This is a genomic window from Vibrio toranzoniae (assembly GCF_024347655.1).
Classification (GTDB): Bacteria; Pseudomonadota; Gammaproteobacteria; order Enterobacterales; family Vibrionaceae; genus Vibrio; species Vibrio toranzoniae.
Genome location: NZ_AP025514.1, coordinates 1791689 through 1818317, shown reverse-complemented (window position 1 = coordinate 1818317; position 26629 = coordinate 1791689). Strand labels below are relative to the sequence as shown.

Genomic DNA, 26629 nt, shown 5'->3' with positions numbered 1-26629 from the left:
GACAGAGCGTGATCGCAAGCGTCTTTACTCAAAGCTGACATTACGGATAAGCGAGGGATAAGGAACACTTGTTTAATCCGGTTCAGGGAAGCGTGTGATTTTACCATCACTGCCTAATGTCGTGATTGACTGTGGTTTACCGTCACTGTCTAACTTTAACTCACCAATAGCGCTGCGGTTTGAAAGGCGATAAAAGGTCTGATTATCTGGACTTCGTTTCTCAATTTTTAAGCGTTTACGCTTGGTGAAATAGTTAAGAATCGAACGCGGGCTGTATAACAACCGGTCCCAAGCATCACAGAATTTAAGCAGTGGATCAGGAAAATGATTTTTGATCCCGCTGCACGTGATTTGGTAAATGTTCGGACTGTTTCGGCGATACCTAAGCTTAATGTCGTAAGCAAAGGAGTAGTGCACATCGCCAGAAAGAACGACAAAGTTGGTTGGTGTTTTAGTATGCGTAAAAATACTGATCAGCGTGTTGGCGCTACCAGGGTGAGCCATCCAGTTTTCAGCATCAATTACCAGTGGCTTGCCTAGCGTGGTCATCATCTTTTGCAGCGTTTCAATGAACTTAACCCCAAACATAGGTGCAGCAGAAACGATGACGACTTTCTCTTGATTAAGTAACTGATGTTGGAATTCAATTAACGCTTCCCAGTCCATTAAACCGGAAGGTTTATTCATTCTAGATTCAGAGCGCCAACGGCGTGTTCGAGTATCCAGAACGATAACCTTTGGGGAAGAATCTATCGTGTAGTGCCACTCTTCAAAGCGACTGAGTATCTCGATAAACGCTTGGTGTTTCTCTGGATCTATGTTGTAAATCAAGGGGGCGGTGGCGCTAGCATCAATTTTATTATGAGTTTGATGCTGAAAGAGCTCCCTAGCTTGTTCTATAAACTCCTGATTGAAGCTTTCAGGTTTATTGCCCCATCCTTGACACATCCAATAAGCAGCAAGGCCGTTACCAATTACTTGCGTGGCGAATTGGTTTTGATCCACCGCGTGTTCCCAGCCAACAGTAAGGTTCCAATCATCGGTGACATCGTGGTCATCGAAGATCATGTATGTTGGTATATGAGCGAACAGGCGCTGCACTTGCGGCAGGCCAGCTATGAAGTCGTCAATGATGATACTTTCATCACGCCACTTTTGTTGCTCTGCAGGCGTTAATTTATTGCCGCCTTGTGTGAAATCGTTTTCTATTAATCGCTCACGGTTGATGTATTCCCATAGCGTTGGGGACCAAACCAGTAAGTACATAGCAATGAATTCAGACAAGGTGACTAAGTGGTTTTCACAATCAGTCGAACTGAAGATTGGAACTCCGCGACTTGGAAATATCTTATCGAGTAGAGAATAGGAACTTTTGTGGTGTGGTAAAAGGTGATGGCGTCGGTACAAGTGATATTCACTCATAAACAACATTTCGCTACTTTTTATATCGCTAGCTTGCGAATCGGTTGGCAAATTCTCACTAGCAAGTCCAAGTAATTGAATCACCTGTTGTATGGCATCAAGCGTTGGGCCTGCGACGTGATCGGCATAGATCTGATCTCCGCTCATCATCAATATATCTGGTCGCTCAAGCACCGTTTGTTGTGCGACTTTGTTGTCAGCCGCAACGAGACTATCTTTACTTGGGTGATGGGGGTTGCGACAAGAGCCATGCAAGATGTAGTCAGCCGCTGTCGATATCTTAAATTCGATCCGAGGGCTGTCATTGTTGGTTCGTCTGTCTGTGTAAACCAAATGAGGTGCCAGGTCGGTTAACGAACCTTGCTCAGTCTTTATTTGGTATTCCAACGGAACGTTGGTTGGAAACTCACCTTGTAAATGAATCAAGGTTACCCAAGCATGTGCACCCACTTGAATCGATTCTTGTTCATCGAGTTGCGACGTATAAAAAGGCGCCTCTTGTCCTGCATTGAATAGTTTGGTTGTGCCAGTAAGCGGTGAGCTAGTCACTATCCAGAGTACGACTTCAGTTGCCGTCGTTTTTCTTAAAATCGGGCCAGCAAGTAAAAATGGAAGAGATGATGTCGTCGAGCGTTTCAAAACGGTTCCTAAATCGTTGGAGGTGTGTCGTTGAGTTTTTTTGTTTCAAGCGCAGAGGTGCCGAGTTCTGGTGTTTCAGGTTCGTTAGCTTCGAGAGTCGATATTTCCAATTCTGAAATTTCAGATTCTATTACCTCTTGCTCTGCTACCTCAGACTCTGCCATCTCAAGGACTTCGATAACTTCTGAGCTAGAAAGTTCATGGCCCATGAGAAATATCGCCAATAGGGCATCGGCTTTAGTCTGGGTATCGGAAGGGGCGTCTAAGACTTGCTCAAGCTTCTCTCGAATCATCGAAATTTCGTGCTCAACAAAACCACGGCCTTCGTCGTCCCCTTGGTTTTCTTCGGGGGCATTATCGAATTCCAGAAACAGCAATTCACCGTCTAACTTTGTGTTGACCAATCGCTCTGGTAACCACTCCTCACCCATAACGATATCTGGGTCGGAATCACTGGGTAAGTGGTTTATAATGTTTTGTAATTCTGAAACTTTCACAATACTTTCATTTGACCGAGAATATCCTTCATTGTAACGGTCAATGCTGTTCAAACCTAAAATTAGTTAGCCGGAATGACTAAGAAATGTCTATTCAGTAACACAATATTTATTACAAAGAGTAATTACACAAGAATGAAGCACAAATTTTCACCGAAGCTCATCTCGTATGGGGCGGTTTTATTAAGTAACGCTTTTTTAGGTAACAGCGTGGCGTGGGCTGCGGAAGAGCAAGAATGGGGCATTGCTGCAATGTTCCGAACCGCGAGCATTCCTTACGACACTTCTGGGGGCGATCAGTCGGTTAACTCATTTGTCCCGATGTTATTCTTCAAGAACGATTACGTGTTTATTGACGGAACTGAAATGGGGGCATACCTGTACCAAACCGAAGATGAAAAGTGGTCATTTAGCGCTATTTCTCGTATGCGTTTTATTGATATCCCAGCTTCAGAGCAAAACGCCATTGAGGGCGATACCGCCGATTTTGGTACTCAACTCACTTACCAACTTGATGAGCAATGGGCTGTCGAGACGGAAATTATGAGTGACAGTGAGTATAACTTCCACGGTAATCTGCGTGTGAAAGCCAAGTATGAGACGGGCGATTGGGAATTCTCTCCAAGCGCGACGCTGCGTTATAAAAGTGCCGACTTCAATAGCGAATACTACTCAGCATCTAATGAAGCCATTGGTGCAGGTGTTGACCTAAATGTCGGCGTAGAAGCGCGTTATCATGTATTTTCAAACCTTTATCTATTGGGTTCGACCAGCGTGACTCGATTGGACGATAATGCTTACGATTCTTCAATTGTGGAAGACCGTTATCAAGGTGAACTCTACCTTGGCTTTGGTTTCTTCAACGACAAAGAAAAGGCTCCAAAACCTAAGCTAAGTAACGCACCTTATCTGCGTGTTGCTCACGGCTGGGCAACGCCATCGAACATTGGTGAAATCATCACTTTCAACGGTGAGAAAGATGAATACAACAATCAGCTTATATCCTTCTTCTATGGTCACCCTTTAACTGACGAAGTGTTTGGTTTCCCGTTGGACATCTACCTAACGCCGGGTATTGCGCACCACTGGAGTTCAGATGTTCAATCTAGGAGTACGGAATACATCATTGCGATCAAAGCCTACTACACGTTTGACTGGCCGACACTGTGGCGATTTGGTGTCGCAGAAGGTATGTCGTACATCGATTCGATTACCTACATCGAAGGCTCTGAGATGGATCGCAAAGGTTACACCGCAAGTCACTTGTTGAACTACCTAGACTTCTCATTCGATGTGAATGTGGGTGATTTAATTGGTAACAACGATTTGAACAACTTATGGTTCGGTTATTCATTACACCATCGCTCGGCGATCTTTGAAAACGCCTCTCAGTTTGGTCGAATCAAAGGTGGCAGTAACTACAACACCGTTTATTTCCAATATGAGTTTTAACGATTGATTTAGGTGTTGATTGGACCTGAGATAAGAAGCCTGACAGCTGCTGTGGAATCGCTGAGTTTTTAAACGTTAGCGCAGTTTTCACATAGCCCTCAGGCTTTTTTATTGAATACTTGTGGTACAATCGCGCGAGTTTATATAAGAGAAAGAATAGGACACGCTGTGACTTCGTCTCCGGAAAAAGCAGACAAAAACAACCATACTGCGAATCAGAGCCATGCCGCGAATTCAAACGCGACACCTGATTCCTCTGCAAATCAAGCTAAGCAAAACCCAAAACAAAACCAAAAACCAAAGCAGCAAGCACCTAAAGCTAGCGCATCTCAAAATAGCCCAGCCTCTCTTCGTAAGGCCTTAAATGAGTGCATGATGCGCGACCGCTTCCGTTTAAGTAAGCGCATCTCTGGTGCAAGCCGCATTAAGAATGAACAATCTAAGCATGCTGTTTTCGATGAAATCGCATTAGATATTGCCAAGTCGATGATGACGGCAACCCATCGTGCTGCACAAAAACCAACGATTGAATACCCAGAGATTCTCCCCGTCAGCCAAAAGCGCGAAGACATCGCGAAAGCCATTGCTGAAAACCAAGTGGTTATCGTGGCGGGTGAAACAGGCTCGGGTAAAACCACTCAGTTACCAAAAATCTGTTCTGAGCTTGGCCGTGGCCGCTTTGGCCTAATTGGTCATACTCAACCTCGTCGTCTTGCGGCGCGTTCGGTTGCTAACCGTATTGCTGAAGAGATGGAAACACAACTGGGTGAGTTTGTTGGTTATAAGGTTCGATTCAACGACCAGATTTCTGATAACACCCAAATCAAATTGATGACCGACGGTATTCTACTGGCGGAGATTCAACACGACCGTTTCTTAAATCAGTACGACACCATCATCATCGATGAAGCGCACGAACGTAGCCTGAACATCGACTTCATCATGGGTTACCTGAAAGAGTTGCTGCCAAAGCGTCCTGATCTCAAAGTGATCATCACGTCGGCAACCATCGACCCAGAGCGTTTCTCTAAGCACTTCAACAATGCGCCTATCATTGAAGTGTCTGGCCGTACCTACCCAGTTGATACGCGTTACCGCCCATTAGGGGGGGATGAAAGTGATTCAGACCGCGATCAAATCGAAGGCATTTTTGAAGCGGTTGATGAGCTGTGTGATGAAGGTTCTGGCGATATCTTGATCTTCATGAACGGTGAGCGAGAAATTCGTGATACCGCAGATGCGCTAAATAAGCGTAACCTGCGTGATACGGAGGTTGTTCCGTTGTATGCGCGCTTGTCGGCGGGTGAACAGAACCGTATCTTCCAGTCCCACACTGGTCGACGTATCGTTCTGGCGACTAACGTGGCTGAAACCTCGTTAACCGTTCCTGGCATCAAATACGTGATCGACCCAGGTACGGCACGTATCAGCCGATACAGTTATCGTACTAAGGTACAACGCCTACCGATTGAACCTGTGTCTCAAGCAAGTGCAAACCAGCGTAAAGGTCGTTGTGGTCGTGTTGCGGAAGGTATCTGTATTCGTTTGTACTCTGAGGAAGATTTCGAGTCACGCCCAGAGTTTACTGATCCAGAGATTCTTCGTACTAACCTAGCATCCGTTATCCTTCAGATGACAGCCTTAGGTTTAGGCGACATTCAAGCCTTCCCATTTGTTGAAGCGCCAGATAAGCGCAACATTCAAGATGGTGTAAGGCTGCTTGAAGAGCTGGGTGCGATCGCGACAGCCGATCCCGCCGCGAACAAAAACAAGAATCAAGGCGACGATAAGAAGAAGCTAACGGCGATTGGTCGTAAGCTAGCGAAGCTACCTATCGATCCACGTTTAGCACGTATGGTGATTGAAGCGCCAAGCAACCGTTGCCTGCACGAAGTGATGGTTATTGCGTCTGCATTGTCGATTCAAGATCCGCGTGAGCGTCCATCAGATAAGCAACAATCGTCTGATGACAAGCACAAGCGCTTCTTCGATAAAGAGTCTGACTTCATCACGTTTGTGAACCTATGGGATTACATTAAGCAGCAACAAAAAGCGCTGTCGAGCAACCAGTTCCGCAAACAGTGTAAACAAGATTATCTGAACTATTTACGTATTCGTGAATGGCAAGATGTGTATTTCCAAATTCACCAAGCAATGCGTGAACTAGATACCAAGTTGAACGACGAACCGGGCAGCTACGATGGTATTCACATGTCGCTGCTATCAGGTTTGCTTTCGCACATCGGTATGAAAGACCAAGAGAAGAATGAATATCAAGGTGCTCGTAATGCGCGCTTCCATATCTTCCCTGCGTCTGGCCTATTTAAGAAACAACCTAAATGGATCATGTCTGCTGAGCTAGTGGAAACCTCAAAACTTTGGGGTCGTGTTATCGCCAAAATTCAACCGGAATGGATTGAACCTTTGGCGAAACATCTGATCAAGCGCAGCTACAGCGAACCACACTGGTCGAAGAAGCAAGCGGCAGTAATGGCTCACGAGAAAGTGATGCTTTACGGAATCCCAATCATTCCGAAACGTTTGGTGAACTACGGAGCGATTGATGCCACCGTCAGCCGTGAGTTGTTTGTGCGTAGCGCATTAGTAGAAGGTGAGTGGGAAACCAAACACGCCTTCTTCAAGCAGAACCGTAAGCTTCTACAAGAAGTCGAAGAGCTAGAGCATAAATCACGTCGTCGTGACATCTTGATCGATGATGATGAGTTGTTCGATTTCTATGACCAACGTGTAGGTGAAGAGGCGGTTTCAGGGCGCCACTTTGATACATGGTGGAAGAAGACTAGCCAGAAAACGCCTGACCTGCTCAACTTCGAAAAGTCGATGCTGTTCCGAGGTGACGCAAGCCATGTTACCGATTTGGATTACCCAAACTTCTGGCACCAAAATGGTATCAAGTTGAAGCTAAGCTATCAGTTTGAGCCGGGCGACGACAACGATGGTGTAACGGTACACATTCCGCTGCCTATCTTGAACCAAATCGACCAGAACGGTTTTGATTGGCAGATCCCAGGCTTACGTCAAGAGCTAGTGATTAGCCTGATTAAGTCGCTACCTAAAACGCTACGCCGTAACTTCGTGCCTGCGCCAAACTACGCCGATGCGTTCTTAGCTCGTGTTACACCACTTGAAGCGCCACTGTTGGACTCTCTTGAGAAAGAGCTGCGCCGCATGACAGGTGTTGAAGTAATGCGTGAAGACTGGAAGTTAGACCAGATACCAGAGCACTTAAAGGTAACATTCCGTGCTGTGGATCATCGCAAGCGTAAGCTGAAAGAACAGAAAGATCTGCATGAGTTGAAAGAGAGCCTGAAAGACAAGGTTCAAGAAACGCTTTCTAAAGTGGCAGACGATGACATCGAACAGCAGAACCTGCACACTTGGAGCTTTGGCGAATTGCCAAAAGTCTACCAACAGAAGCGCGGTGGCTACGATGTGAAAGCCTTCCCTGCGCTGGTGGACACCAAAGACAGCGTAGAGATCAAACTGTTCGAAACCGAGCAAGAGCAGATCTCGGCAATGAAATCGGGTCAGCGTCGTTTGATCTTGTTGAACGTGCCATCTCCGATTAAATACTTGCACTCGAACCTGCCGAATAAATCGAAACTTGGCTTGTACTTCAACCCATACGGACAGGTGCTTGATTTGATCGACGACTGTATCGCTTGTGGTATTGATAAGTTGATTGAAGAGAAGGGCGGTTTGGTTTGGGAACCAGAACAGTTTGAAGCTCTGAAAGAACACGTGCGTGCAGAGCTGGGTGACACCGTTGTTGAGATTGCTCAGCAGGTTGAAACCATTTTAACTACGGCATTCAGCATCAGCAAGAAGCTGAAAGGACGCGTTGATCTTTCAATGGCATTCGCTCTCTCTGACATAAAAGCTCAAGTAGAAGATTTGATTTTTAAGGGGTTTGCCACAGAATGTGGATGGAAACGCTTGCCAGATATTCTACGCTATATGAAGGCGATAGAACGCCGCATGGAGAAGCTGCCTATTGACCCGAACAAAGATCGCTTACACATGATCAAAGTTGAGTCAGTAATGAACGATTACAAAGAGCTGCTGAATAAGATTCCAAAGGGGATCGCGGTTCCAGAAAACGTGAAAGAGGTGCGTTGGATGATAGAAGAGCTTCGTGTAAGCTTCTTCGCTCAGCAGCTTGGTACGCCTTACCCGGTGTCAGATAAGCGTGTTAAAAACGCGATTGATGCTTGCTAAAAGAATAAAGCTAGACGCAATGGCAAGGTTTGGGTATAAATCTTGCTTTATTGCATTACTAATTGAATAGTTAATACATACAGGGCGACTTGGTGGCAATTTATTACCACTTAAGGTCGGCCATTAGGACGAAAAGGTCGAATATGAAAAAAACGTTATTGGCACTAGCACTGCTAGGTGCATCTTCAACAGCAATGGCTGATTCATGGGTATATGGTGGTGTAATGGGTGGTCAAAACTCATTAGGCAATGAAGAAGAAACTGCGATGGGTATCCACGTGGGTACTGGTATTCTGCCATTAATCGGTGTTGAAGCGGGTTACTGGGATCTAGGTTCTTTCGATAGCGTAAAATATGGCAACACGGTTCGTAGTAACCTAGATGCAAGCACGGCATACCTAGCGATCAAACCAAGTATCGATTTCGGTCCTCTTCACGTATACGCGAAAGGTGGTCTTCATTCATACGAGCTGAAAGCTGACGGCTTTAAACAAGACGATGTAGATATCATGTACGGTGTAGGCGCTGAGTACTTTATTTTTGGCCCACTATCTGTAGGCGCTAGCTACCAAAACTTCAAAATGAAAGATGACGACTCAGGCGTTTTCTCTCTAAACGCAACTATCCACCTGCTGTAATTACTGGCAGTCAGTGACGGACTTACCGTTGGTCACGGATATTTGTTAAAGAGTTCGTAAGAATTCATAAAAAATGCCAGCTTGATAGCTGGCATTTTTGTATCTGTTAACCGTGTAATAGCTACTGCACTTTTTTACGATAGACTGTATTTTCTTACAATGAACGGCACTCTAAATCGATAACGGAAGGGCGGTTACTTTTTACTGTTCAGAATCTTCTGAATTCTTGGGTTAATTGCTTTACCGTGTTTGCTTTCGTACTCTTCGCGTTTTAAATCGTTCAGGTTCTTTACGGAGTTAGCGGTAAGAAGGTAATCTGGTAACTCGGTGTCAAGCATACCTTTTTCATCTAAACGTTTCGCTTCTAAGTAGTATTTTTTGAACAGGCCATCGAGCTTGTTTTCAGCTGTGCGTTTTAAATCGTACAGCTTGTTTTGGATTAACCACTTCTCAATCTTGTTCACACCACCGCGCGATAACACTCGAATACGGCTATCCAATAATTCCTCTTCAGTCAAAGAGTCTTTTAGGATCCAAAGCTCACCCATTTGTGGCGGCCAGCTGTTGCCAAGTTGAATACGTTCATGGCAGTGCATTAGCACACGGTTTAGGCCGTCTGAATCGACAGAGTTAGCAAATTCAATAAACTTACCGCTCGGCTCACTGCCGTATTGATATTCCCATTGTGTTTCATATACGCTCAAAAAAGAGCCGAACACGTGGATACACCAATCTGTTAACTCCAATTCTGCAGGATCTTGATCAACAACAGGCACTTGTTGAGACGCACCTGAGTCTGCAGCTTGTCCCGCCGCTACTTTCACTTCGGTACTTTGATTTTCAATTACTTCAGGTGCTACTGGAGCTTCACGTTGAACTTTTGGTTCTGGCTCAGAAGGTTGGCTTTTTGCCTTTTTGGATGAGCTGCTGCCTGAAGCGTTCAGATGGGCTAAGCTTTTGTCGATACCCATTTCCTTGAGCTTGTCCTGCATTTCCTGAATATTGAGAGGTTTTCTGGTTCTGTCTTTCATTTTGCTTCTCGTTAACTAGCCAGTACTGCAGCTTGGATTCAATCCGAGATAATGGCATTAATTCATTGGCTTTGGCTTTATACCAGAGGACAAATTTCTTCCATACTAAACTATGGTCACCGGACAAGCCGGAGAACTTAAACGCACGTTCTGCCCATGATGGTATCTCTTCTTCGTTGAGATCATGAGTTGAAACAGTATTGCTGTTCATTGAGCCTCGGCCTTGTGGGCGAGGGGCTTGCTGCATATTTTGCATTGGCGCCGGCGCAGGTTGAAACTTAGGTGCTGGTGCTGGTGCTGGTGCTGGTGCTGGTGCTGGTGCTGGTGCAGTAGAATACACTGGTATGCTATTGGGCGGTTGCGCTTCAACATCAACCTGAGCTTGCTCTTGTACTTGCTCAATGAGCATTTTGAAAACGTGAATCTCTTTTTTGTCTCGATAATCTACTTTTATTTTATCGAGAAAGCCTTGGTCGACCAAGCATTTAAGACAGTCGGCCAAACCAAAGGTAGAGAGAGCACAAAGCTGACCTGCTGATTGTAAGCACACATTGGTGTAGCCGCACTCATCAGCACCGTCTGCAAGCATCAATAAAACAAGCTTTTCTGCTGGGCTAGAAGTATTCACTTGCCAAGCTAAATAAGAATATTTGGCGCTCAAGATAGTGTTCTCAATAAAGGTAAATCGTTGCCACCATTGTAAGTCACCCCTAACTGAATTTATAGCAACTTAACAGAAAACGGCATTAGTAAGCCAAATATTAACCATAAGGAGAGGTCTGCCCCAAAAAGTAAGCCTACCCTAATTCATTCTAGGTAAAAAGATGGCTAAAGATGAGGTTTACGGTCGTATTTTTGGGGCTGATTCTGCACCAAGGCTTAAAGTAACGTGGTCCACTAGAATTTTAGAATGCGCTTCTAATTTTCGTCTTATCCTCTCATGAACGTGCCTATCTTCCCTCTATACTGACTATTGATTGTTTTCTTATCTATTTGTCCATCTATTCATTAATTGTATCTAATTTACAAAATATCTTGATATGGTCGATATTTGCGCTATTATGACGATAAGTCAGAAATGACGAAGCGTCATAAAATGGTTAACTACATGAATTTATCATTCGTGTTAATATATTGGATAGGAGCGTTTTAAATACTGGCGAAGCTTAGATAACGGCTAAGCTCATATATGGACTGAGAAATTATGTTTGGCTTTAGTTGTAAAGGCGATAAACAAGGTATCTTTGGTTGCAAAGGCGTGTTGTCTAAAAAGCAGCAGTCTATCGCAGATCGAGAAGTAGAATTGATGTTGTTAGCAAAAGACCTGGTTCGAGAACAAGGGTTCGGAAACCTCACAATGGATAAGCTAACGGCCGCGAGCTGTTATTCTAAAGGTACGATATACAATCACTTTTGCAGCAAAGAAGACGTGGTTTTAGCCTTGTGTATTCACTCCTTAAAGGCCGAGGCATTGATGTTTTCTCGTTCTGGAGAGTTTGAAGGCAACACACGCGAAAAGATCGTCGCATTACACGTTGCTTACCGAATCTATGCTCGCATGGAACCGGTACTATCAACTTGTGCGATCATGGCGAAAAGCCCGTGGGTACTAGAGAAAGCGTCTAGTGCACGCGTTACCGAGATGAACGAACTGGAAGAGCTGGTGATTGAACAAGCCGACTCTATGGTTAACCAAGCAGTAGAAGCGGGTGACCTAAAGTTCTCTTCTGGTGTGGGTTCAGATGCCATCGTGTTTGCAAACTGGTCAATCGCATTCGGTTCAAATGCCTTGTCACAGAACGCATCAAACAGTCGTTGTATCAAGCGGTTACAAGACCCGTATTCAGTATTACATAACGCAAATATGCTTCTAGATGGCCTAAACTGGCAACCTCTTTCTAGCGATTGGGATTACCGAAAAACTTGGCGTCGTGTAGAGCAGGAATTGTTCAGTGAAGAAATTGCTTACTTAGAATCAGTAAGTCGATAAGCTTCCATTAAGCCCACTCATGTGGGTTTATTAATAACCATTTTTGACGATTCGTCATAACGTAAATTTGACCAAGTGTAGTTTTGGTTTTCTTGAACGTATGACTAAGAATTGTGTCTGTGTCAGCTTTGGCTGATTTTTTATGACACAAATATGACGAATCGTCACAAATGGAGACTGTGATGGAACATGACAGCCAGAAGCCCGCTTTAGAAATCCCTAATCTAAGCCGTAGCCGGTCAGATAGCAGTAACTTAGATAACGTGAATCTAAATAACCGTTGGTACTCAATGCCTACCAAGCGTTCGTTTATCGTTCTGCTGGTGGTTCTTTCAATCATTATGCTCTCTGCATTAGGGGCAAAGAACCTCTACTTCAGAGGGGACTACAACATCTTCTTCGAAGGCACCAACAAACAGTTGATGGCGTTCGAAGAAATCCAAACCACCTTTGCGAAAACTGACAACCTCGCGATTGTTGTCGCGCCTGAAAATGGTAATGTCTTCACCCCGGAAACCCTCACCTTAATTCAAAACCTTACGGTCGATGCGTGGCAGACCCCGTACTCAAGCCGTGTCGATTCACTTGCCAATTATCAGCACACTGAAGCCATTGAAGACGACCTCTTGGTGGAAGATCTGTTGTATGAAGGGTACGAGCATACACCAGAGCGAATCGCCAAAGTTAAACAGATTGCCCTGAACGAGCCGCTGCTCAAGAATGCGTTGGTATCAGCGTCTGGTGACGTGACTATTGTTAACGTCACCGTGCAATTACCTGAAGTGGATGAAACCGCAGAAGTGCAAGAAGTGATCGCGGCTATCAACACCATGCTTGCCAAGTACCAAGCCGATTATCCAAATGTCGAGTTCCACAAAGCGGGCATCATTGCAATGAATGACGCCTTTATGATGTCGGCTCAGGAAGACAGCGCAACGCTCGTGCCATTAATGCTGTTGGTGGTGTTGGTGTTCCTGACCTTTATGCTGCGCTCATTTTTTAGTGTGGTTGCAACCTTACTTGTGATTATCTCGTCGATTGTGGCGACCATGGGGCTATCTGGCTGGGCAGGGATGTTCCTTAGCACGGCAACGGTCAATGTTCCAACGTTAGTATTAACCCTTGCCGTTGCCGACTGTGTTCACGTGATTGTGACCATGAGACAAGCCATGCAACGCGGGATGGAGAAAACACAAGCCATTCAATACAGCATCAAGCTGAATGCGATGCCGATTTTGATAACGTCTGTCACTACTGCGATAGGCTTCTTGATGATGAACATGTCGGATTCCCCGGTGTTGCGTGACTTTGGTAACTTATCGGCATTGGGTGTGATGATAGCGTGTTTACTATCCGTGACTATGCTACCTGCGCTGTTAAAACTGCTACCAGTTAAGACTTTACCAACGAATGAAGCGGCACAAAGCAAAGTGACCTTTATGGATAAGCTCGGTGATTTTGTGGTGACTCACCGTAAAGCGCTACTGCCTGTTTCAACGCTTGTGATTGTCGGCGCTGCGGCGTTAATTCCTTTGAACAAAGTGAATGATGAATCGGTGAAGTATTTCGATACCTCTAGTGAGTTTAGACAAGCGGCCGACTTCATGGAACAGACTGTAAGCGGCATGACGACCATCAGTATTGCAGTGAAAACCAACGAGTCTCAAGCGATAGCTGATCCTGTGTTTTTGCAAGCGATTGGTGACTTTACCGACTGGTTGCGTGTACAACCTGAAACCGACCATGTGGCTACGCTTTCCGATGTTTACATGCGTTTGAACAAGAACATGCACGGCGATGACGAGAGCTATTACCAATTGCCACTTAACCGCGAGCTAGCTGCGCAATACTTACTGCTTTATGAGATGTCTCTTCCTTATGGCTTGGACTTGAACAACCAGATCAACGTCGATAAGTCATCGATCAAAATGGTGCTCACGGTCGATAACCTAGGCAGCGTGGAACTGGTTGAACTCGAAGAACGCATCTACTCATGGTTTGCAGCCAACGCGCCGCAATATGAAGTGGTCGCGTCGAGCCCATCATTGATGTTTGCTCATATCGGCGAAACCAACATGGCGAGCATGCTTTCGACTCTGCCAATCACCTTAGTGCTTATCTCCGGCTTGATGATATTTGCATTGCGCTCGGTTCGCTTAGGCATGATCAGCCTAGTGCCAAACATTGCCCCTGCAATTATTGGCTTTGGTTTGTGGGCGCTTATCTCTGGTGAAATCAACCTTGGATTGTCGGTCGTAGTCACCCTTACTTTGGGTATCGTGGTTGATGATGCAGTGCACTTCTTAAGTAAATACCAACGTGCACGATTGGAAGGGAAATCAGCGGAGGAAGCGGTTCGTTATGCCTTCCACACCGTTGGCCGTGCATTGTGGATCACCACTGTTGTGCTTGTCGCTGGTTTCTCTGTACTGGCGATGTCGAGCTTCAGACTCAACTCCGACATGGGCTTACTCAGCGCAATTGTGATTTTCATTGCGCTAGTGGTCGACTTCATTTTGCTACCAAGCTTGCTGATGATCTTCGACAAACAAACCCACGATTCCGATAAACCTCAGCACGAATCAAAGCTATCTAAAGCCGATCAATCTAGCCCGTCTAAACCAGTTGGCGAACTGTCTACGTCGACCAAATAAGGAATCGTCAGCCTGCTGCGGTGGGCTGACTCAAGGAGAAATTTATGAAAAGCATTAAACACTTTATAACAAAGAAAACATTAATAACGTCATTGATAACAATGAGCGCGTTTGCAGCTTTCTCTGCGTTAGCAGACCCAGCGAAAGGCCTAGAAATTGCCGAACAACGTAAAGCTGTCGATATGGGGTGGGGGGATTCTGTCGCGACAATGGAAATGCTACTTCGCAACAAACAGGGCGAAAGCAGTACGCGCCTAATGCGATTGAAGTCGTTAGAGGTTGATGACGATGGCGACAAAGGGCTGACCATTTTTGATGAGCCACGTGACGTAAAAGGCACGGCTTTCTTAAACCATTCACACATCACTAAATCTGATGACCAATGGTTGTATCTGCCTGCCTTGAAACGTGTAAAACGCATCTCTTCACGTAACAAGTCTGGCCCGTTCATGGGCAGTGAATTTGCTTATGAAGACTTAAGCTCGTTTGAGCTAGAAAAGTACACCTTCAACTATATTGAAGACGCCAAAATTGAAGGTGTCGATACCTTTGTTTTAGAGCAAGTGCCGACCGACAAAAATTCAGGCTACACCAAGCAGAAAGTATGGCTCGATCAACAATATTACCGCCCCGTTCAGGTTGAGTTTTACGACCGTAAAGGCGCATTGCTGAAAACCCTGTCGTTCGAAGACTACCAACAATACCTAAACCAATACTGGCGCGCACACACCATGTCGATGCAAAACCACCAAACAGGTAAAAGTACGGTATTAACCACGACAGATTTAGCGTTCCAGACCGGTCTTAAGGACAAAGATTTCCAAAAAAACACACTCAAACGTGCAAAGTAAGGCAAAAATATGAAAAGGATTGTGTCAACAGGAACGCAGTTATCTTTAACCTTGGTGGTGACCATGGGGCTTATGCAGGTGTCGTTGCCATGTGTGGCAGATGGGTTTAGCTCTGAGTTCGTAGAACAGGTCACCCCACAGCTTGCAGGGCAGGTTAACCTTGAACACAGGCAGTTCTTTAGCGACGGTTTACAAGGGCAAGATAAAGGGCAAAGCTCACTGGTGTTACAACCAGAGTTTTATTGGGAGCAAGAAGAGGGTAATGGCAGCTTTACCTTTACTCCGTTTTATCGCCTAGACAGTGAAGACGACGAGCGAACCCATGGTGACATTCGTGAAGCCCTGTACCTAACGTATTGGGATGACTACGAACTGAGAGCGGGCGTTAGTAAAGTGTTCTGGGGCGTAACCGAATCGGCGCACTTGGTCGATGTGGTAAACCAAACCGATGCCATTGAATCGGTCGATGGTGAATCCAAACTAGGTCAGCCGATGGTGCACTTCACCTCGATAAAAGTCTGGGGAACCATAGACGCCATGTTGCTTCCGTATTTTCGTGAACGTACCTTCGCAGGGGAAGACGGGCGCTTAAGGCCCACTGTGCCAGTATCGGACGATGCGCTTTACGAATCTTCAAGAGAAGAAAAGCATGTTGATGTGGCATTGCGTTATAGCCAAATGTACGGCGATTGGGATGTCGGTTTAAGCTACTTAGGCGGCACAAATCGCGACCCTTATTACCGTGTGGAAGGCAATAAGCTTAAGCCCTATTACGCACAAATGCAGCATTTCGGGCTTGATGTACAGGGCATTATTGGCGATTGGTTGTGGAAGCTAGAAAGCATTTATCGCGACAGCTACGACAACCACACTGGCGTGGCGACAGGCTTTGAATACACGTGGGTTGGGGCGCTAGAGTCGTATTGGGACATCGGCTTCATTGCTGAATACTTGTATGACAGCCGAGGCAATAACGCCCAAACCATCGGCCAAAACGATGTGTTCCTTGGTGCGCGTTTCGCCTTAAACGATGTAGACGGAACCGAGGTATTAACAGGCATCACTCAAGACTTAGATAACAGCGATGTCTACAGTGCAAAACTCGAAGCGTCGAGCCGCATCAATAACAACCTCAAGTGGCGACTGAACGCTTGGTTGTTTGAAAACGAAACCGCTGAAGACTTATTGTTCTTTGCTCGCAAGGATGACTTTGTTGAGGTGGCGTTGGAATACTATTTTTAGTATTTACAAAAAGTTAGCGTTTCAAATCAGTTAATGTTGGATTCGTGGGGCGCTCTTGTTAAGGGGAGCGTCTCAAATTTAAGATGAATTATATTTAGAATGTTCAAAGTCGTCTTTTTATAAAATGGATCAAATAATCGAATAGCTCTATAGGTAAAATGGTTGTATTTTCGAGCATCTATAGCCTCCGAATATGCATGCAAATTGTGCTGGTGGTATCGGCCCTAAGGAATTTATGAATTCATTTAATTGGGATAAAAACTTTGAAACAGGTATTGGTGTCGTAGACGAACAACATCAATACCTTGTTGGTTTTATCAACCACTACGGAAACCTGCTGTCTGAGAATACGATCTCAGTCGAAGACATTCGCATCGCTTTACTTGATCTCACAAGTTATGCTGAGTTTCACTTTAAAGAAGAAGAATCTTTGATGAGAGGGTGCGGAGTTTATGACTTACACATCGAAGAACACATCAAAGTGCATCGTGTTTTTATGCGAGATATCTACAGTATGCAAGCCTTCATATTGGAAGAAGATCAGGCATCAGCACGTCAGCTACTGGACTTCCTCATCCATTGGCTTGCTTATCACATCCTTGGCATCGACCAAAACATGGCGCGACAAGTGGCCGCGATAGAAGAGGGGGCAACACCCCTTCAAGCCTTTGAGGCACAAGAAAAGCAGCAAGACTCTTCAACCATCCCTTTACTGGCCGCGCTTAAAGGCTTGTTCGAACAAGTTTCTGAACGAAACAAACAGTTGTTACGCTTCAATCAGGTACTCGAAGACAAAGTCGAAGAACGTACCGCAGAATTGAAACGAGCGAACAAGAAACTCGAAGAACTCTCTTTAACCGATTCACTCACTAAATTACCGAACCGTCGTTGTGCTTTTAAACAGTTAGCTTTGCATTGGCAAGAATCGAAAGAATTTGGCATACCTTTAGTCTGCATTATGATCGATGCCGATCACTTCAAGCGCATTAATGACACTTGTGGGCATGATGCTGGTGATCTGGTGTTACAAACCCTCGCGAACGAACTGAAAAATAGGTTTCGCAACGATGATATTGTGTGTCGATTAGGAGGCGATGAGTTCTTAGTGATTTGCCCGGATACCGATCTTAATGGGGGCATGCACATCGCAGAAACGACGCGACAGAAAGTGTCTGAATTAGAGGTTGAAACCGGTAACCAAGCTTGGATTGGCAGCATCAGTGTCGGTGTGGCTGAAATGACCCAAGAATTCGAAACCATGAATGAATTGATTAAAGCGGCTGACGAGTCCGTTTATCTAGCGAAAGATGCGGGGAAGAACAGCGTTTGTTCGATTCAGATCTAGCCTTCAGGTCATTTCCAAATTAAGAAGTGGCACCTGTAATTGTTCTACTTCTTCCTACTCCTCATTAATGTCCTGTTAAATTTGCCGTGTTTTTAGTCAATAACTTGTTCTTTTAGCGATTCAATTTGGCATTAGTTGCGTGTTTGATTACTATGTGTAGCTATCTAAAAAACTAATCATCCGATACGGACACTACCAACTGGTAGATGAGGAAATGATGCAACATCTAGAAGAGATCATTGCTAATGCAACGACTGCTATTGATACAGCAGATTCGTTAGTCGCACTTGATGAAGTGCGAGTTCAGTATTTAGGTAAGAAGGGTGAACTCACTCTTCAACTACAAAGCCTAGGTAAACTTCCACCTGAAGAGCGTCGCACTGCTGGTCAAGAGATCAACAAAGCGAAAGGTGCTGTTCAACAAGCGATCGCAGCTCGCAAAGACGCACTTCAACGTGCAGAGCTTGAAGCGAAACTAGCTGAAGAAACTATCGATGTGAGCCTACCAGGTCGTCGCATTGAGAACGGTGGTCTTCACCCAGTTACTCGCACAGTTGAGCGTATCGAACAGTTCTTTGGTGAGCTTGGCTTTAGCACTGAGTCTGGCCCTGAGATCGAAGATGCATTCCACAACTTTGATGCACTAAACATCGCAGACGATCACCCAGCTCGTACTGATCACGATACTTTCTTCTTCAACCCTGATCTAATGCTACGTACGCACACGTCTGGTGTTCAAATCCGTACGATGGAAAACGGCAAACCGCCATTCCGCTTCATTGCTCCGGGTCGTGTTTACCGTAACGACTACGATCAAACTCACACGCCAATGTTCCACCAAGTGGAAGGTATGTTAGTTGATGAGAACGTAAACTTCGCACAACTTAAAGGCATTCTTAACGATTTCCTTTGTAACTTCTTTGAAGAAGAAGTTGAAGTGCGTTTCCGTCCTTCATTCTTCCCGTTCACAGAGCCTTCAGCTGAAGTTGACGTGAAACGTAAAGATGGCAAATGGCTAGAAGTTCTAGGCTGTGGCATGGTTCACCCTAACGTACTTCGCTCTGTTGGCATCGACCCTGAGAAATACTCTGGTTTTGCATTCGGTATGGGTGTAGAGCGTCTAACGATGCTTCGTTACGGCGTAAATGACCTTCGTGCGTTCTTCGAGAACGACCTTCGTTTCCTTAAACAATTCAAGTAATCCGGGGCAGTCAAAACTATGAAATTCAGTGAATCTTGGCTACGCGAGTGGGTTAAACCTGCAATTAACAGCGAAGAGCTAGCTCACCAAATCACTATGGCTGGTTTGGAAGTTGACGATGTAGAACCTGTTGCTGGTGAATTCACCGGCGTTAAAGTAGGTAAAGTGGTTGAGTGCGGTCAGCACCCAGACGCAGACAAACTACAAGTTACAAAAATTGATATCGGCGCAGAAGAGCTGCTAGATATCGTATGTGGTGCATCTAACTGTCGTCTTGGCCTAACTGTCGCAGTAGCAACCGTTGGCGCAGTACTTCCTGGTGACTTCAAAATCAAGAAAGCAAAACTACGTGGCGTTCCATCGCACGGCATGCTTTGTTCTTTCTCTGAGCTAGGTATCGACGTAGAGTCTGACGGCATCCTTGAGCTGCCAGAAGGCACAACGCTAGGTATGGACGTACGTGAGCTTCTTGAGCTTAACGACGTAACTATCGACGTAGACCTAACAGCAAACCGCGCAGACTGCTTCAGCATCCGTGGCCTTGCTCGTGAAGTTGGCGTACTAAACCGCGCAGACGTTACAGAGCCAACAGTTGAAGCTGTGGCAACAAGCATTGAAGACACAGTGTCTGTTGAAATCAAAGCAACTGATGCTTGTCCACGTTACCTGGGCCGTGTGGTTAAGAACGTAAACGTGAAAGCGGAATCGCCAATCTGGATGCAAGAAAAACTGCGCCGTTGTGGTATCCGTTCAATCGACCCAGTTGTAGACATCACAAACTACGTGATGCTAGAGCAAGGCCAACCAATGCACGCATTTGATCTCGCTAAGATCGAAGGCGGTATCGTGGTTCGTCTAGCAGAGCAGGGCGAAAAGCTAACACTTCTAGATGGCAACGAAGCTGAACTAAACAGCAACACACTTGTTATCGCTGACCACAACAAAGCACTAGCAATCGCTGGTATCTTTGGCGGTCAAGATTCAGGTGTGACTACTGAAACAACAGACGTACTTCTAGAAGCGGCATTCTTCGCACCGGATCACATCCGTGGTCGCGCGCGTGCTTACGGCCTTCACACAGATTCTTCTCTACGTTTCGAACGTGGTGTTGATTCAACTCTACAGCTAGCCGCTATGGAGCGCGCAACACAGCTTCTAGTTGAAATCTGCGGTGGTGAAGTTGCACCAGTAAATGGCAGCGAATCTGAAGCTGATCTTCCTAAAGCAAACGTAGTTACTCTACGTCGCGCTAAGCTAGACAGCCTATTAGGTCACGAAATCCCATCTACAGACGTAGTGGAAATTCTTACTCGCCTAGGTTGTGACGTTGAAAGCACTGATGCTGGTTGGACGGCAACGTCTCCATCTTGGCGTTTCGATATCGCAATCGAGCAAGACCTAATTGAAGAAGTAGGTCGTATCTACGGTTACGATAACATTCCAAACCAAGCGCCTAAAGCGGCACTTAAAATGAATGACCACAAAGAAGCTGACCAACCGCTTAAGCGCGTTCGTGACCTTCTTGTAGACCGTGGCTACCACGAAGCAATCACATACAGCTTCGTAGAACCAGAACAGCAAAAGCTTGTTGTACCTGGTGTTGAGCCGCTAATCCTACCATTCCCAATCTCTGCGGACATGTCAGCAATGCGTCTTGGCCTAATCCAAGGTCTACTAAACACAGTTGTTCACAACCAGAAGCGTCAACAGTCTCGCGTTCGTCTATTCGAATCAGGCCTACGTTTCATCCCTGAAGCAACGGCTGAAAACGGCATGCGCCAAGAAATGATGCTTGCGGGCGTTATCTCTGGTACTCGTGGCGAAGAGCACTGGGACATTGCAACGAACACTGTAGATTTCTTCGATCTTAAAGGTGACCTAGAAGCCGTTCTTGAGCTTTCTGCAAACGAAATCGCATACAGCTTCAAAGCCCTTTCTTCTGAAGCAAAAGAGCGCAACCCAGCACTTCACCCAGGCCAGTCAGCAGTGATTATGGCTAACGGCAAAGAAGTGGGTATCATTGGTACTGTTCACCCAGAACTAGAGCGTAAGTTTGGTCTTAACGGCCGCACTATCGTATTCGAAATCGAATGGGCAGCTATCAACACTCGCGTGCTTCCAGAAGCAGTAGCCGTATCTAAGTTCCCTGCAAACCGTCGTGATATCGCCGTTGTTGTTGATGAAGCAGTCGCTTCTGGCGACATCGTAGAAGCGTGTATCGCAGCTGGTGGCGAATTCCTAACAGGCGCTAAACTGTTCGACGTATACGTAGGTAAGGGCGTTGAAGAAGGTAAGAAGAGCCTAGCTATCGCACTTAGCCTACAGTCTGTAGAGCGCACACTTGAAGATGCAGACATCGCTGGTTCAGTAGATGCTATCGTAGCTTCAATCTCAGAGAAATTCGGCGCAGCACTTCGCGACTAATCTATTCTGATAGATAGAAAAACCAAAGGCCTCGCATTGCGAGGCCTTTTTGTTTTTTGAGAACTAGTGACGTAGCGCACTAAATAACAATTTGTTTAAAGTACATTAGATAAATTACATTAAAGTTTGTTGACTCAGAATTCTGGCTGAGATATTTTTTGCTCAAGCTTTGTGGAAGCTTGCCCACCCCAACTAGGCGAATTCTTTCGAGAACCATGCAAAAGTAAACAATATAACTTTGATCTTATTACCATTTGCGGAAAAGTGAAATTAGGGGTGAATTGACGCAGCTTTCGCATGGAGAAATAAGACAATGTCAAAACTTATAACATCCTCATTCATTTCCAACGTTAAAAAATCTGCAAAGCACCTCAAGAAAGAGTTAGGTATATCTCACTCTGAAGCTCTTGAAGTGACCTCGAAGAAAGCAGGTTTTGCTTCCTATTACGCTTTACAAAACTCCTATGCTAATCAATCCAAACTTTCCGTTAGCCCTAAAGAGTTTGCCCGACAATTTTTAATTAGCTTTATTGAAAGTGATGCGGGCATTGCAGGAATTGAGCATAGCCGTTCAACTATTGAACTATATCACCCAAACCAAGATTTAAAGCCTATTGTTTTATCTACTTTGTTAGATGCTTTTGATTCTGGGCTTAATCATGACGGCATCAATATAAATGCAAAATGGTCAATTTTAAACTGGGCTTTGGATACCGAGTATATAAAAGAACTAGGCTGGAATGCATTGAAAGATGACAAGGAAGATTTTCAAATCAAGGGAGCCTTACTTATTGCTCTCGGACATTTTTATCGCTCAACGGGATATTGCTTATCCGACCACCGTTTAATCCATGCAAACTTTGAAACTTATGTATCAGACTGGGTTCGCTCTGTGAGTGTGTATAACACAACAGCTACCACAGCACTCAGTCGAGCCTTTCCTAAGAATAAGACTAGCGGAATCAGTCCAGGTTCTAGTGTTTGGTCGCACTTGGCTTAGCCAGAATCATTCACTTTAGCTTAGCTAGTGTTCTAGAGTATGAAAAGGAATCAAAATGGTACAGGTTATAGGTAAGTTAGAGCTTGATCCTCTTACAATTGATGAGTCTCTTGCTAGAGGTGCAATGAAGAGGTTGGCTCGAGAGTGTGTTGAAAATTTAGGTAGTATTAATATCGTTAGCCATGGTGGTTTGAAAAACTTACAGAAAAAAACCAAAGCTGTTTTTAAAAATGGAAATGTTTCGGGCTTCTATATTGGTGATAGAGAGTGTTTAGCTATGTTTGTAATGTATGACCAAAGAAAGGAAATGTTTGCTGGTGCATATTTAGCAAGAGTTAATGGAAAATACTCGATCTATGATAGTGATATGAGATTTTCAAGACATTCAATTCAACGTCTGATTCAAAGATTGAAAACCAAGAGTCCAAGAGAAGCTGTTGCAAAAGCAATCCATGAACAAACTAAGTATGTTTTGACTGGGGAACCTCAAACAATTATCAATATTCACGAGAAATGGCGGACTCCCGGACTGAATTCAATTGATACTGCGCTGCCATATATTAGTAATGGAAAGTTGTTGGGAATGTGGTTTACAGCATCGACTAGTGATGTGAAATGCACGTTTGTCGGTCGTGTTGTGACAAAAACCTTTGTTGATGTTGAAAAGCTTCGCGAACCTCAATACGCCAAGTGTATGGAAGCAAACAATGCTCAGTTAGCAGCCCACGTCAGTGGGGGGAAAATACCACGGTTCAACTTGATCAATGAATTATCAACATACGTGTAGTAATTGCTTGATATCTCGATGGTACTGTTCATCGAGCACTAGGGTATACATTTGAAGGTGCAGATATCGCTGGTTCAGTATGTGCTATCGCAGCTTCAATCTCAGAGAAATTCGGCGCAGCACTTCACGACAAATCTCTTCTGATAGATAGAAAATCAAAGGCCTCGCATTGCGAGGCCTTTTTTTTGCTAGGGAGTAGGGTATCAACTCGAAATTGATAAAAATGAGTTATTCTAGGTATTGGAAAGTTACTTTGTCATATGTACTAGTCTTAATGGTGCATATCAGCTATCAACTGGGCGTCTGAAACATAAAAGCAGGAAGCCTACTGTTCGCAAGCAGGTTTCCTAGATGAGAGATAAAACCCCAAGGTATACCGACAGTTGTTATCGCAGATATTTCGCTATTATTTGAGTTAGTGTATATAGATACCCTCAGATAAGTGGTTGCCAGAGAACATCTTCAAAATGCTTGTCGTTTACTATGAAAGCGACGCTGTATCGGGCTCTAGTAACTGCAACATACAGTTTATTTTGACTAGTCTGCTTATCGGTAAAAGCGCCTTTCTGTCCCTTTAGAAATTTTGTAAAGCGGTCTGTTGGTTGAATTAGAACATGGTCAACAGTTTGCCCCTTGGAGTCACCAAAGGTCATCAAATTTTCATATACATCTAACTCTTTGCCAGAGTTAGCAGAATGCCTAAGTATTAGGGGGGTGTGTTGTTTAACATACTTCGAGACATCGTTTTTTGAAACGAAATGTATACCGGAATGTACGTCTATGACGGGATCTTCTACTTTAGATACTGTTTTGGAATACCCCTCTCCCTCGTGAACCGTATCTGCAAATTCACATATTGCCTGTGTCGAGCGCCAACAATCATTGAGGACGCTAGGAACAAATCCTATTTTCTTATAAGCATCAAGTTTTTGTTGGCTATTGGAAGGCGCTTTGGGCTTTGAGGAAGTGTGGTATATAGTTTGTCTAAAATCTCCAACGGCGTGAATCTCAAGCTCTTTAGATTTTGCAATTAGTTTGATTAAGTCAAAATCCCAGCCAGCAAAGTCTTGAGTTTCATCGAGATAAACACGGCTATATATCGAGTTAATTCGATCAGAAATGGCGATGTTGTCTTCTTTTATAACCCTGCATCCTAACTTTGAGAGAAACTCTGTATGGGCACGATTTTGGTTAGTGAGGAAGTGCTTTTCGTTGTATTTTTCTCCTAACTTTTCTTTCCTGCCAGGGATATTCATACGCCCTTTCTTGTGGGGGGTACTGCTATTGAGGTTGATGCCATCAATGCGAGTGGTGAAAATACATCTCTGATATGGTCTTACCACATCTTCTAATATGAAAGAGTACCACCCCTTGACTATGAACAAGTCCCTCCGCTGCCCGCCAAGTTCATCAAATTTCTTGTAAAGTTCATTTTGGTTACTACGTGTGTAAGTAATAATCAAAACCTTCTTACCTTCACTAGTCAGTTCTATTGATTCCTTGACTATTCGAGTTGTCTTGCCTGCCCCCGCGCACGCAATAAAGAGTTTCTTAGTCAAACTTCAATGCCTCCAATAGGTAGTTCGGATACTTAATGACGTCTGGGTTATCGAATATTCGTATAGCAGAATCTACTTTTTTAGAACCGTAGTTTTTGTCTCCTTTTTCACCTACGTAAACAGCCTTGAAGTATTTAATCTTCTCGTCCAGCCTTTTAATCTCTTTGTACTCGTTGTAAGCAATTTTGGATAAGGCTATTGTAGCGAATCCATCTAAAGTTTTTTCATCTTTTGCATTAGCAGCTATTAATGAAGGCTCTAGCGACCTTAGTTCGTCGTTTGGTTCAGAGAAGAAATCAATGTTTTTGAACTTGAAGTTTTCGGCATAATCAACAATGTTGGTTTGATAGGAACCATCATTATCTTTTACCACATTTACCTTTGTTCCGATGAGTTTGGCTATTTGAAGGTAGTGTTTGAATCCTATTCCTCTCACAACGATGATATCAATGCCATCTTCTTCAGGTAACCTTTTGTTCCCTTGTAAATATATCTTTTTCAGAATCAACTCATCAGAAGGCCCTTCAACTAGAATAACTTTTTGAGAGAGAACAATTCTCAATGTGTCATATCCCGGTAATCTTTGTAGGGTTTTGGCTGTGCCAGAATCAATTTCCTTTAGCCTTAGATAGTCATCAGAAATTAAGCATAAATGGTTAAGGCTGAGCTTATTAAGAACATAAGAGCTGTGGGTGGTAATAAATATTTGGTTATTGGTATTGTCTGAAATGAATTTTACCAACCTACTTAGGTTTGTATGAGATAGGTGGTTCTCTGGTTCCTCTATAGTAACAAAGTTGTCATTGCCGCCTTTGTTTAAGAGAGCTAGCTTAACTTGTATCTTATTTTGCTCCCCTTTACCTATATGGTTAAACGATACTTCGTCTACCGCTAGCTGGAGTCCAGCTTCGACGTTACCTGAGTTAGTGTCAGCAATTATCGAGAGGTTTTGCTCTGTGACTTGGTTTTCAGAGTCTAGGTCATTGTTGAGCTCTTGAATTTGCTGCTGCTCCTCAAAGGAGTTTTTCAATTGTCGATAGTTGAGATGAAGTAAAGCTTGCTGCTCTTTGGTTAGGGATGAGTTAATGATGTTGGATAAATATTGGGACTTACCATAAGTGGGATGAAGCCTCGTGGGGTCAATAAATAGCCCTTTTACTTTTCTGCTCAGAAATTTAATTGGCTCCCAAGCAAAACTAAACCATTCGACTTTATAGAATTCTGTTGGGATGCTGTCGACTTTAGCATTTTTGCAAAACTCTTCATATGTGCTGGTTAAATCTTCATCGAAGCAGATTTTTATAAATAAGCCCTCATATTCTTTGTTTTGTGAATTGTTCTTACCTCTGTATTCAGGGCAGTTAGATAAGTATGCTTCGATTAGAATTTCAGGCAGCGTGCCTTTGGATAAGTTCCCATCAAGGTATGTTTTAACCGACTTATTATTGAACAACTGTGGTGATAGCGAGGAACTTATCGACTTGCCTCTGTAGTTAGAACTTGAAACAAGCTCTAAAGCTTCCAGAATTGTGGTTTTTCCTGAATTGTTATCTCCAACGAGTATGTTCACTTTCTCATTAAACTCGTATGTACCTGATTCGATTTTCTTAAAGTTCTTAATAGCTAATTTTTCTATGTACACAATATTCCCATACTAA

The 26629-nt window shown here is 44.3% G+C and carries 17 protein-coding genes and 1 pseudogene; 12 read left to right on the top strand and 6 right to left on the bottom strand.

The window, feature by feature from the left end; translation table 11 throughout:
* Positions 1–72: 72 nt before the first annotated feature.
* Positions 73–1923 (bottom strand): annotated as a pseudogene (locus OCU50_RS08000) (metallophosphoesterase family protein); the annotation flags it as partial.
* A 146-nt stretch (positions 1924–2069) separates the two neighbouring features.
* On the bottom strand, positions 2070–2558 hold the full coding sequence (locus tag OCU50_RS07995; RefSeq protein WP_060467893.1) for a VC1380 family protein: 489 nt from the start codon (positions 2556–2558) through the stop codon (positions 2070–2072).
* A 135-nt stretch (positions 2559–2693) separates the two neighbouring features.
* On the opposite strand from OCU50_RS07995, the gene OCU50_RS07990 reads away from it, so the two are divergent.
* The 3 genes from OCU50_RS07990 to OCU50_RS07980 all read left to right on the top strand — a co-directional run bounded on the left by OCU50_RS07990 (position 2694) and on the right by OCU50_RS07980 (position 8887).
* Positions 2694–4010, top strand: coding sequence for a MipA/OmpV family protein (locus OCU50_RS07990; protein WP_060467892.1), 1317 nt, complete (start codon positions 2694–2696; stop codon positions 4008–4010).
* Positions 4011–4382: 372 nt separating this feature from the next.
* A complete protein-coding gene (hrpA, locus tag OCU50_RS07985) occupies positions 4383–8249 on the top strand; it encodes an ATP-dependent RNA helicase HrpA (protein ID WP_390903981.1) in 3867 nt (1288 codons plus the stop codon).
* A gap of 143 nt (positions 8250–8392) precedes the next feature.
* Positions 8393–8887 carry an outer membrane beta-barrel protein gene (locus tag OCU50_RS07980; RefSeq protein WP_017057506.1) on the top strand — a complete coding sequence of 165 codons (495 nt, stop codon included), beginning with the start codon at positions 8393–8395 and terminating at the stop codon, positions 8885–8887.
* Positions 8888–9081: 194 nt separating this feature from the next.
* Here OCU50_RS07980 and OCU50_RS07975 read toward each other — a convergent pair whose 3' ends face one another.
* Both OCU50_RS07975 and OCU50_RS07970 read right to left on the bottom strand, forming a co-directional pair.
* Complete coding sequence (locus OCU50_RS07975) at positions 9082–9858, bottom strand: hypothetical protein (RefSeq protein WP_060467890.1); 777 nt, start codon at positions 9856–9858, stop codon at positions 9082–9084.
* Entirely contained in the window at positions 9779–10579 is an 801-nt protein-coding gene (locus tag OCU50_RS07970) for a hypothetical protein (RefSeq protein WP_060467889.1), read from the bottom strand. The genes OCU50_RS07975 and OCU50_RS07970 overlap by 80 nt, the downstream gene beginning before the upstream one ends.
* Before the next feature lie 543 nt (positions 10580–11122).
* On the opposite strand from OCU50_RS07970, the gene OCU50_RS07965 reads away from it, so the two are divergent.
* From OCU50_RS07965 to OCU50_RS07925, 9 genes are all read left to right on the top strand, one after another.
* Complete coding sequence (locus OCU50_RS07965) at positions 11123–11908, top strand: TetR/AcrR family transcriptional regulator (protein WP_060467888.1); 786 nt, start codon at positions 11123–11125, stop codon at positions 11906–11908.
* Positions 11909–12078: 170 nt separating this feature from the next.
* Positions 12079–14562, top strand: coding sequence for an efflux RND transporter permease subunit (locus tag OCU50_RS07960; RefSeq protein ID WP_082710331.1), 2484 nt, complete (start codon positions 12079–12081; stop codon positions 14560–14562).
* Positions 14563–14663: 101 nt separating this feature from the next.
* Positions 14664–15413 (top strand): outer membrane lipoprotein-sorting protein, encoded by a 750-nt coding sequence (locus OCU50_RS07955; RefSeq protein ID WP_370736482.1) that lies wholly within the window; start codon positions 14664–14666, stop codon positions 15411–15413.
* A gap of 9 nt (positions 15414–15422) precedes the next feature.
* Positions 15423–16655, top strand: a complete 1233-nt coding sequence (locus OCU50_RS07950) for a hypothetical protein (protein ID WP_060467885.1) — start codon at positions 15423–15425, stop codon at positions 16653–16655.
* 235 nt (positions 16656–16890) lie between these two features.
* Complete coding sequence (locus OCU50_RS07945; protein ID WP_060467884.1) at positions 16891–18000, top strand: GGDEF domain-containing protein; 1110 nt, start codon at positions 16891–16893, stop codon at positions 17998–18000.
* Positions 18001–18217: 217 nt separating this feature from the next.
* Positions 18218–19201 (top strand): phenylalanine--tRNA ligase subunit alpha, encoded by a 984-nt coding sequence (gene pheS, locus OCU50_RS07940; RefSeq protein WP_004734764.1) that lies wholly within the window; start codon positions 18218–18220, stop codon positions 19199–19201.
* Between the two features lie 18 nt (positions 19202–19219).
* Positions 19220–21625 carry a phenylalanine--tRNA ligase subunit beta gene (pheT, locus tag OCU50_RS07935; RefSeq protein ID WP_060467883.1) on the top strand — a complete coding sequence of 802 codons (2406 nt, stop codon included), beginning with the start codon at positions 19220–19222 and terminating at the stop codon, positions 21623–21625.
* 313 nt (positions 21626–21938) lie between these two features.
* Positions 21939–22625, top strand: coding sequence for a hypothetical protein (locus OCU50_RS07930; RefSeq protein WP_060467882.1), 687 nt, complete (start codon positions 21939–21941; stop codon positions 22623–22625).
* A gap of 55 nt (positions 22626–22680) precedes the next feature.
* Positions 22681–23412 (top strand): hypothetical protein, encoded by a 732-nt coding sequence (locus OCU50_RS07925; RefSeq protein WP_060467881.1) that lies wholly within the window; start codon positions 22681–22683, stop codon positions 23410–23412.
* 434 nt (positions 23413–23846) lie between these two features.
* Here the strand turns inward: OCU50_RS07925 and OCU50_RS07920 are convergent, their stop codons facing one another.
* Together OCU50_RS07920 and OCU50_RS07915 are read right to left on the bottom strand one after the other, a co-directional pair.
* Positions 23847–24971 carry an AAA family ATPase gene (locus OCU50_RS07920; protein WP_060467880.1) on the bottom strand — a complete coding sequence of 375 codons (1125 nt, stop codon included), beginning with the start codon at positions 24969–24971 and terminating at the stop codon, positions 23847–23849.
* Positions 24964–26613: an ATP-dependent nuclease gene (locus OCU50_RS07915; protein WP_060467879.1), complete on the bottom strand. Its 1650-nt coding sequence runs from the start codon at positions 26611–26613 to the stop codon at positions 24964–24966. The genes OCU50_RS07920 and OCU50_RS07915 overlap by 8 nt, the downstream gene beginning before the upstream one ends.
* Positions 26614–26629: the final 16 nt, after the last annotated feature.

Coding starts and splice junctions, on each gene's coding strand:
- OCU50_RS07990 (WP_060467892.1), top strand. CDS start 2,694: ATGAAGCACAAATTTTCACCGAAGCTCATCTCGTATGGGGCGGTTTTA.
- hrpA (WP_390903981.1), top strand. CDS start 4,383: ATGATGCGCGACCGCTTCCGTTTAAGTAAGCGCATCTCTGGTGCAAGC.
- OCU50_RS07980 (WP_017057506.1), top strand. CDS start 8,393: ATGAAAAAAACGTTATTGGCACTAGCACTGCTAGGTGCATCTTCAACA.
- OCU50_RS07975 (WP_060467890.1), bottom strand. CDS start 9,858: ATGGGTATCGACAAAAGCTTAGCCCATCTGAACGCTTCAGGCAGCAGC.
- OCU50_RS07965 (WP_060467888.1), top strand. CDS start 11,123: ATGTTTGGCTTTAGTTGTAAAGGCGATAAACAAGGTATCTTTGGTTGC.
- OCU50_RS07960 (WP_082710331.1), top strand. CDS start 12,079: ATGGAGACTGTGATGGAACATGACAGCCAGAAGCCCGCTTTAGAAATC.
- OCU50_RS07955 (WP_370736482.1), top strand. CDS start 14,664: ATGAGCGCGTTTGCAGCTTTCTCTGCGTTAGCAGACCCAGCGAAAGGC.
- OCU50_RS07950 (WP_060467885.1), top strand. CDS start 15,423: ATGAAAAGGATTGTGTCAACAGGAACGCAGTTATCTTTAACCTTGGTG.
- OCU50_RS07945 (WP_060467884.1), top strand. CDS start 16,891: ATGAATTCATTTAATTGGGATAAAAACTTTGAAACAGGTATTGGTGTC.
- pheS (WP_004734764.1), top strand. CDS start 18,218: ATGCAACATCTAGAAGAGATCATTGCTAATGCAACGACTGCTATTGAT.
- pheT (WP_060467883.1), top strand. CDS start 19,220: ATGAAATTCAGTGAATCTTGGCTACGCGAGTGGGTTAAACCTGCAATT.
- OCU50_RS07930 (WP_060467882.1), top strand. CDS start 21,939: ATGTCAAAACTTATAACATCCTCATTCATTTCCAACGTTAAAAAATCT.
- OCU50_RS07925 (WP_060467881.1), top strand. CDS start 22,681: ATGGTACAGGTTATAGGTAAGTTAGAGCTTGATCCTCTTACAATTGAT.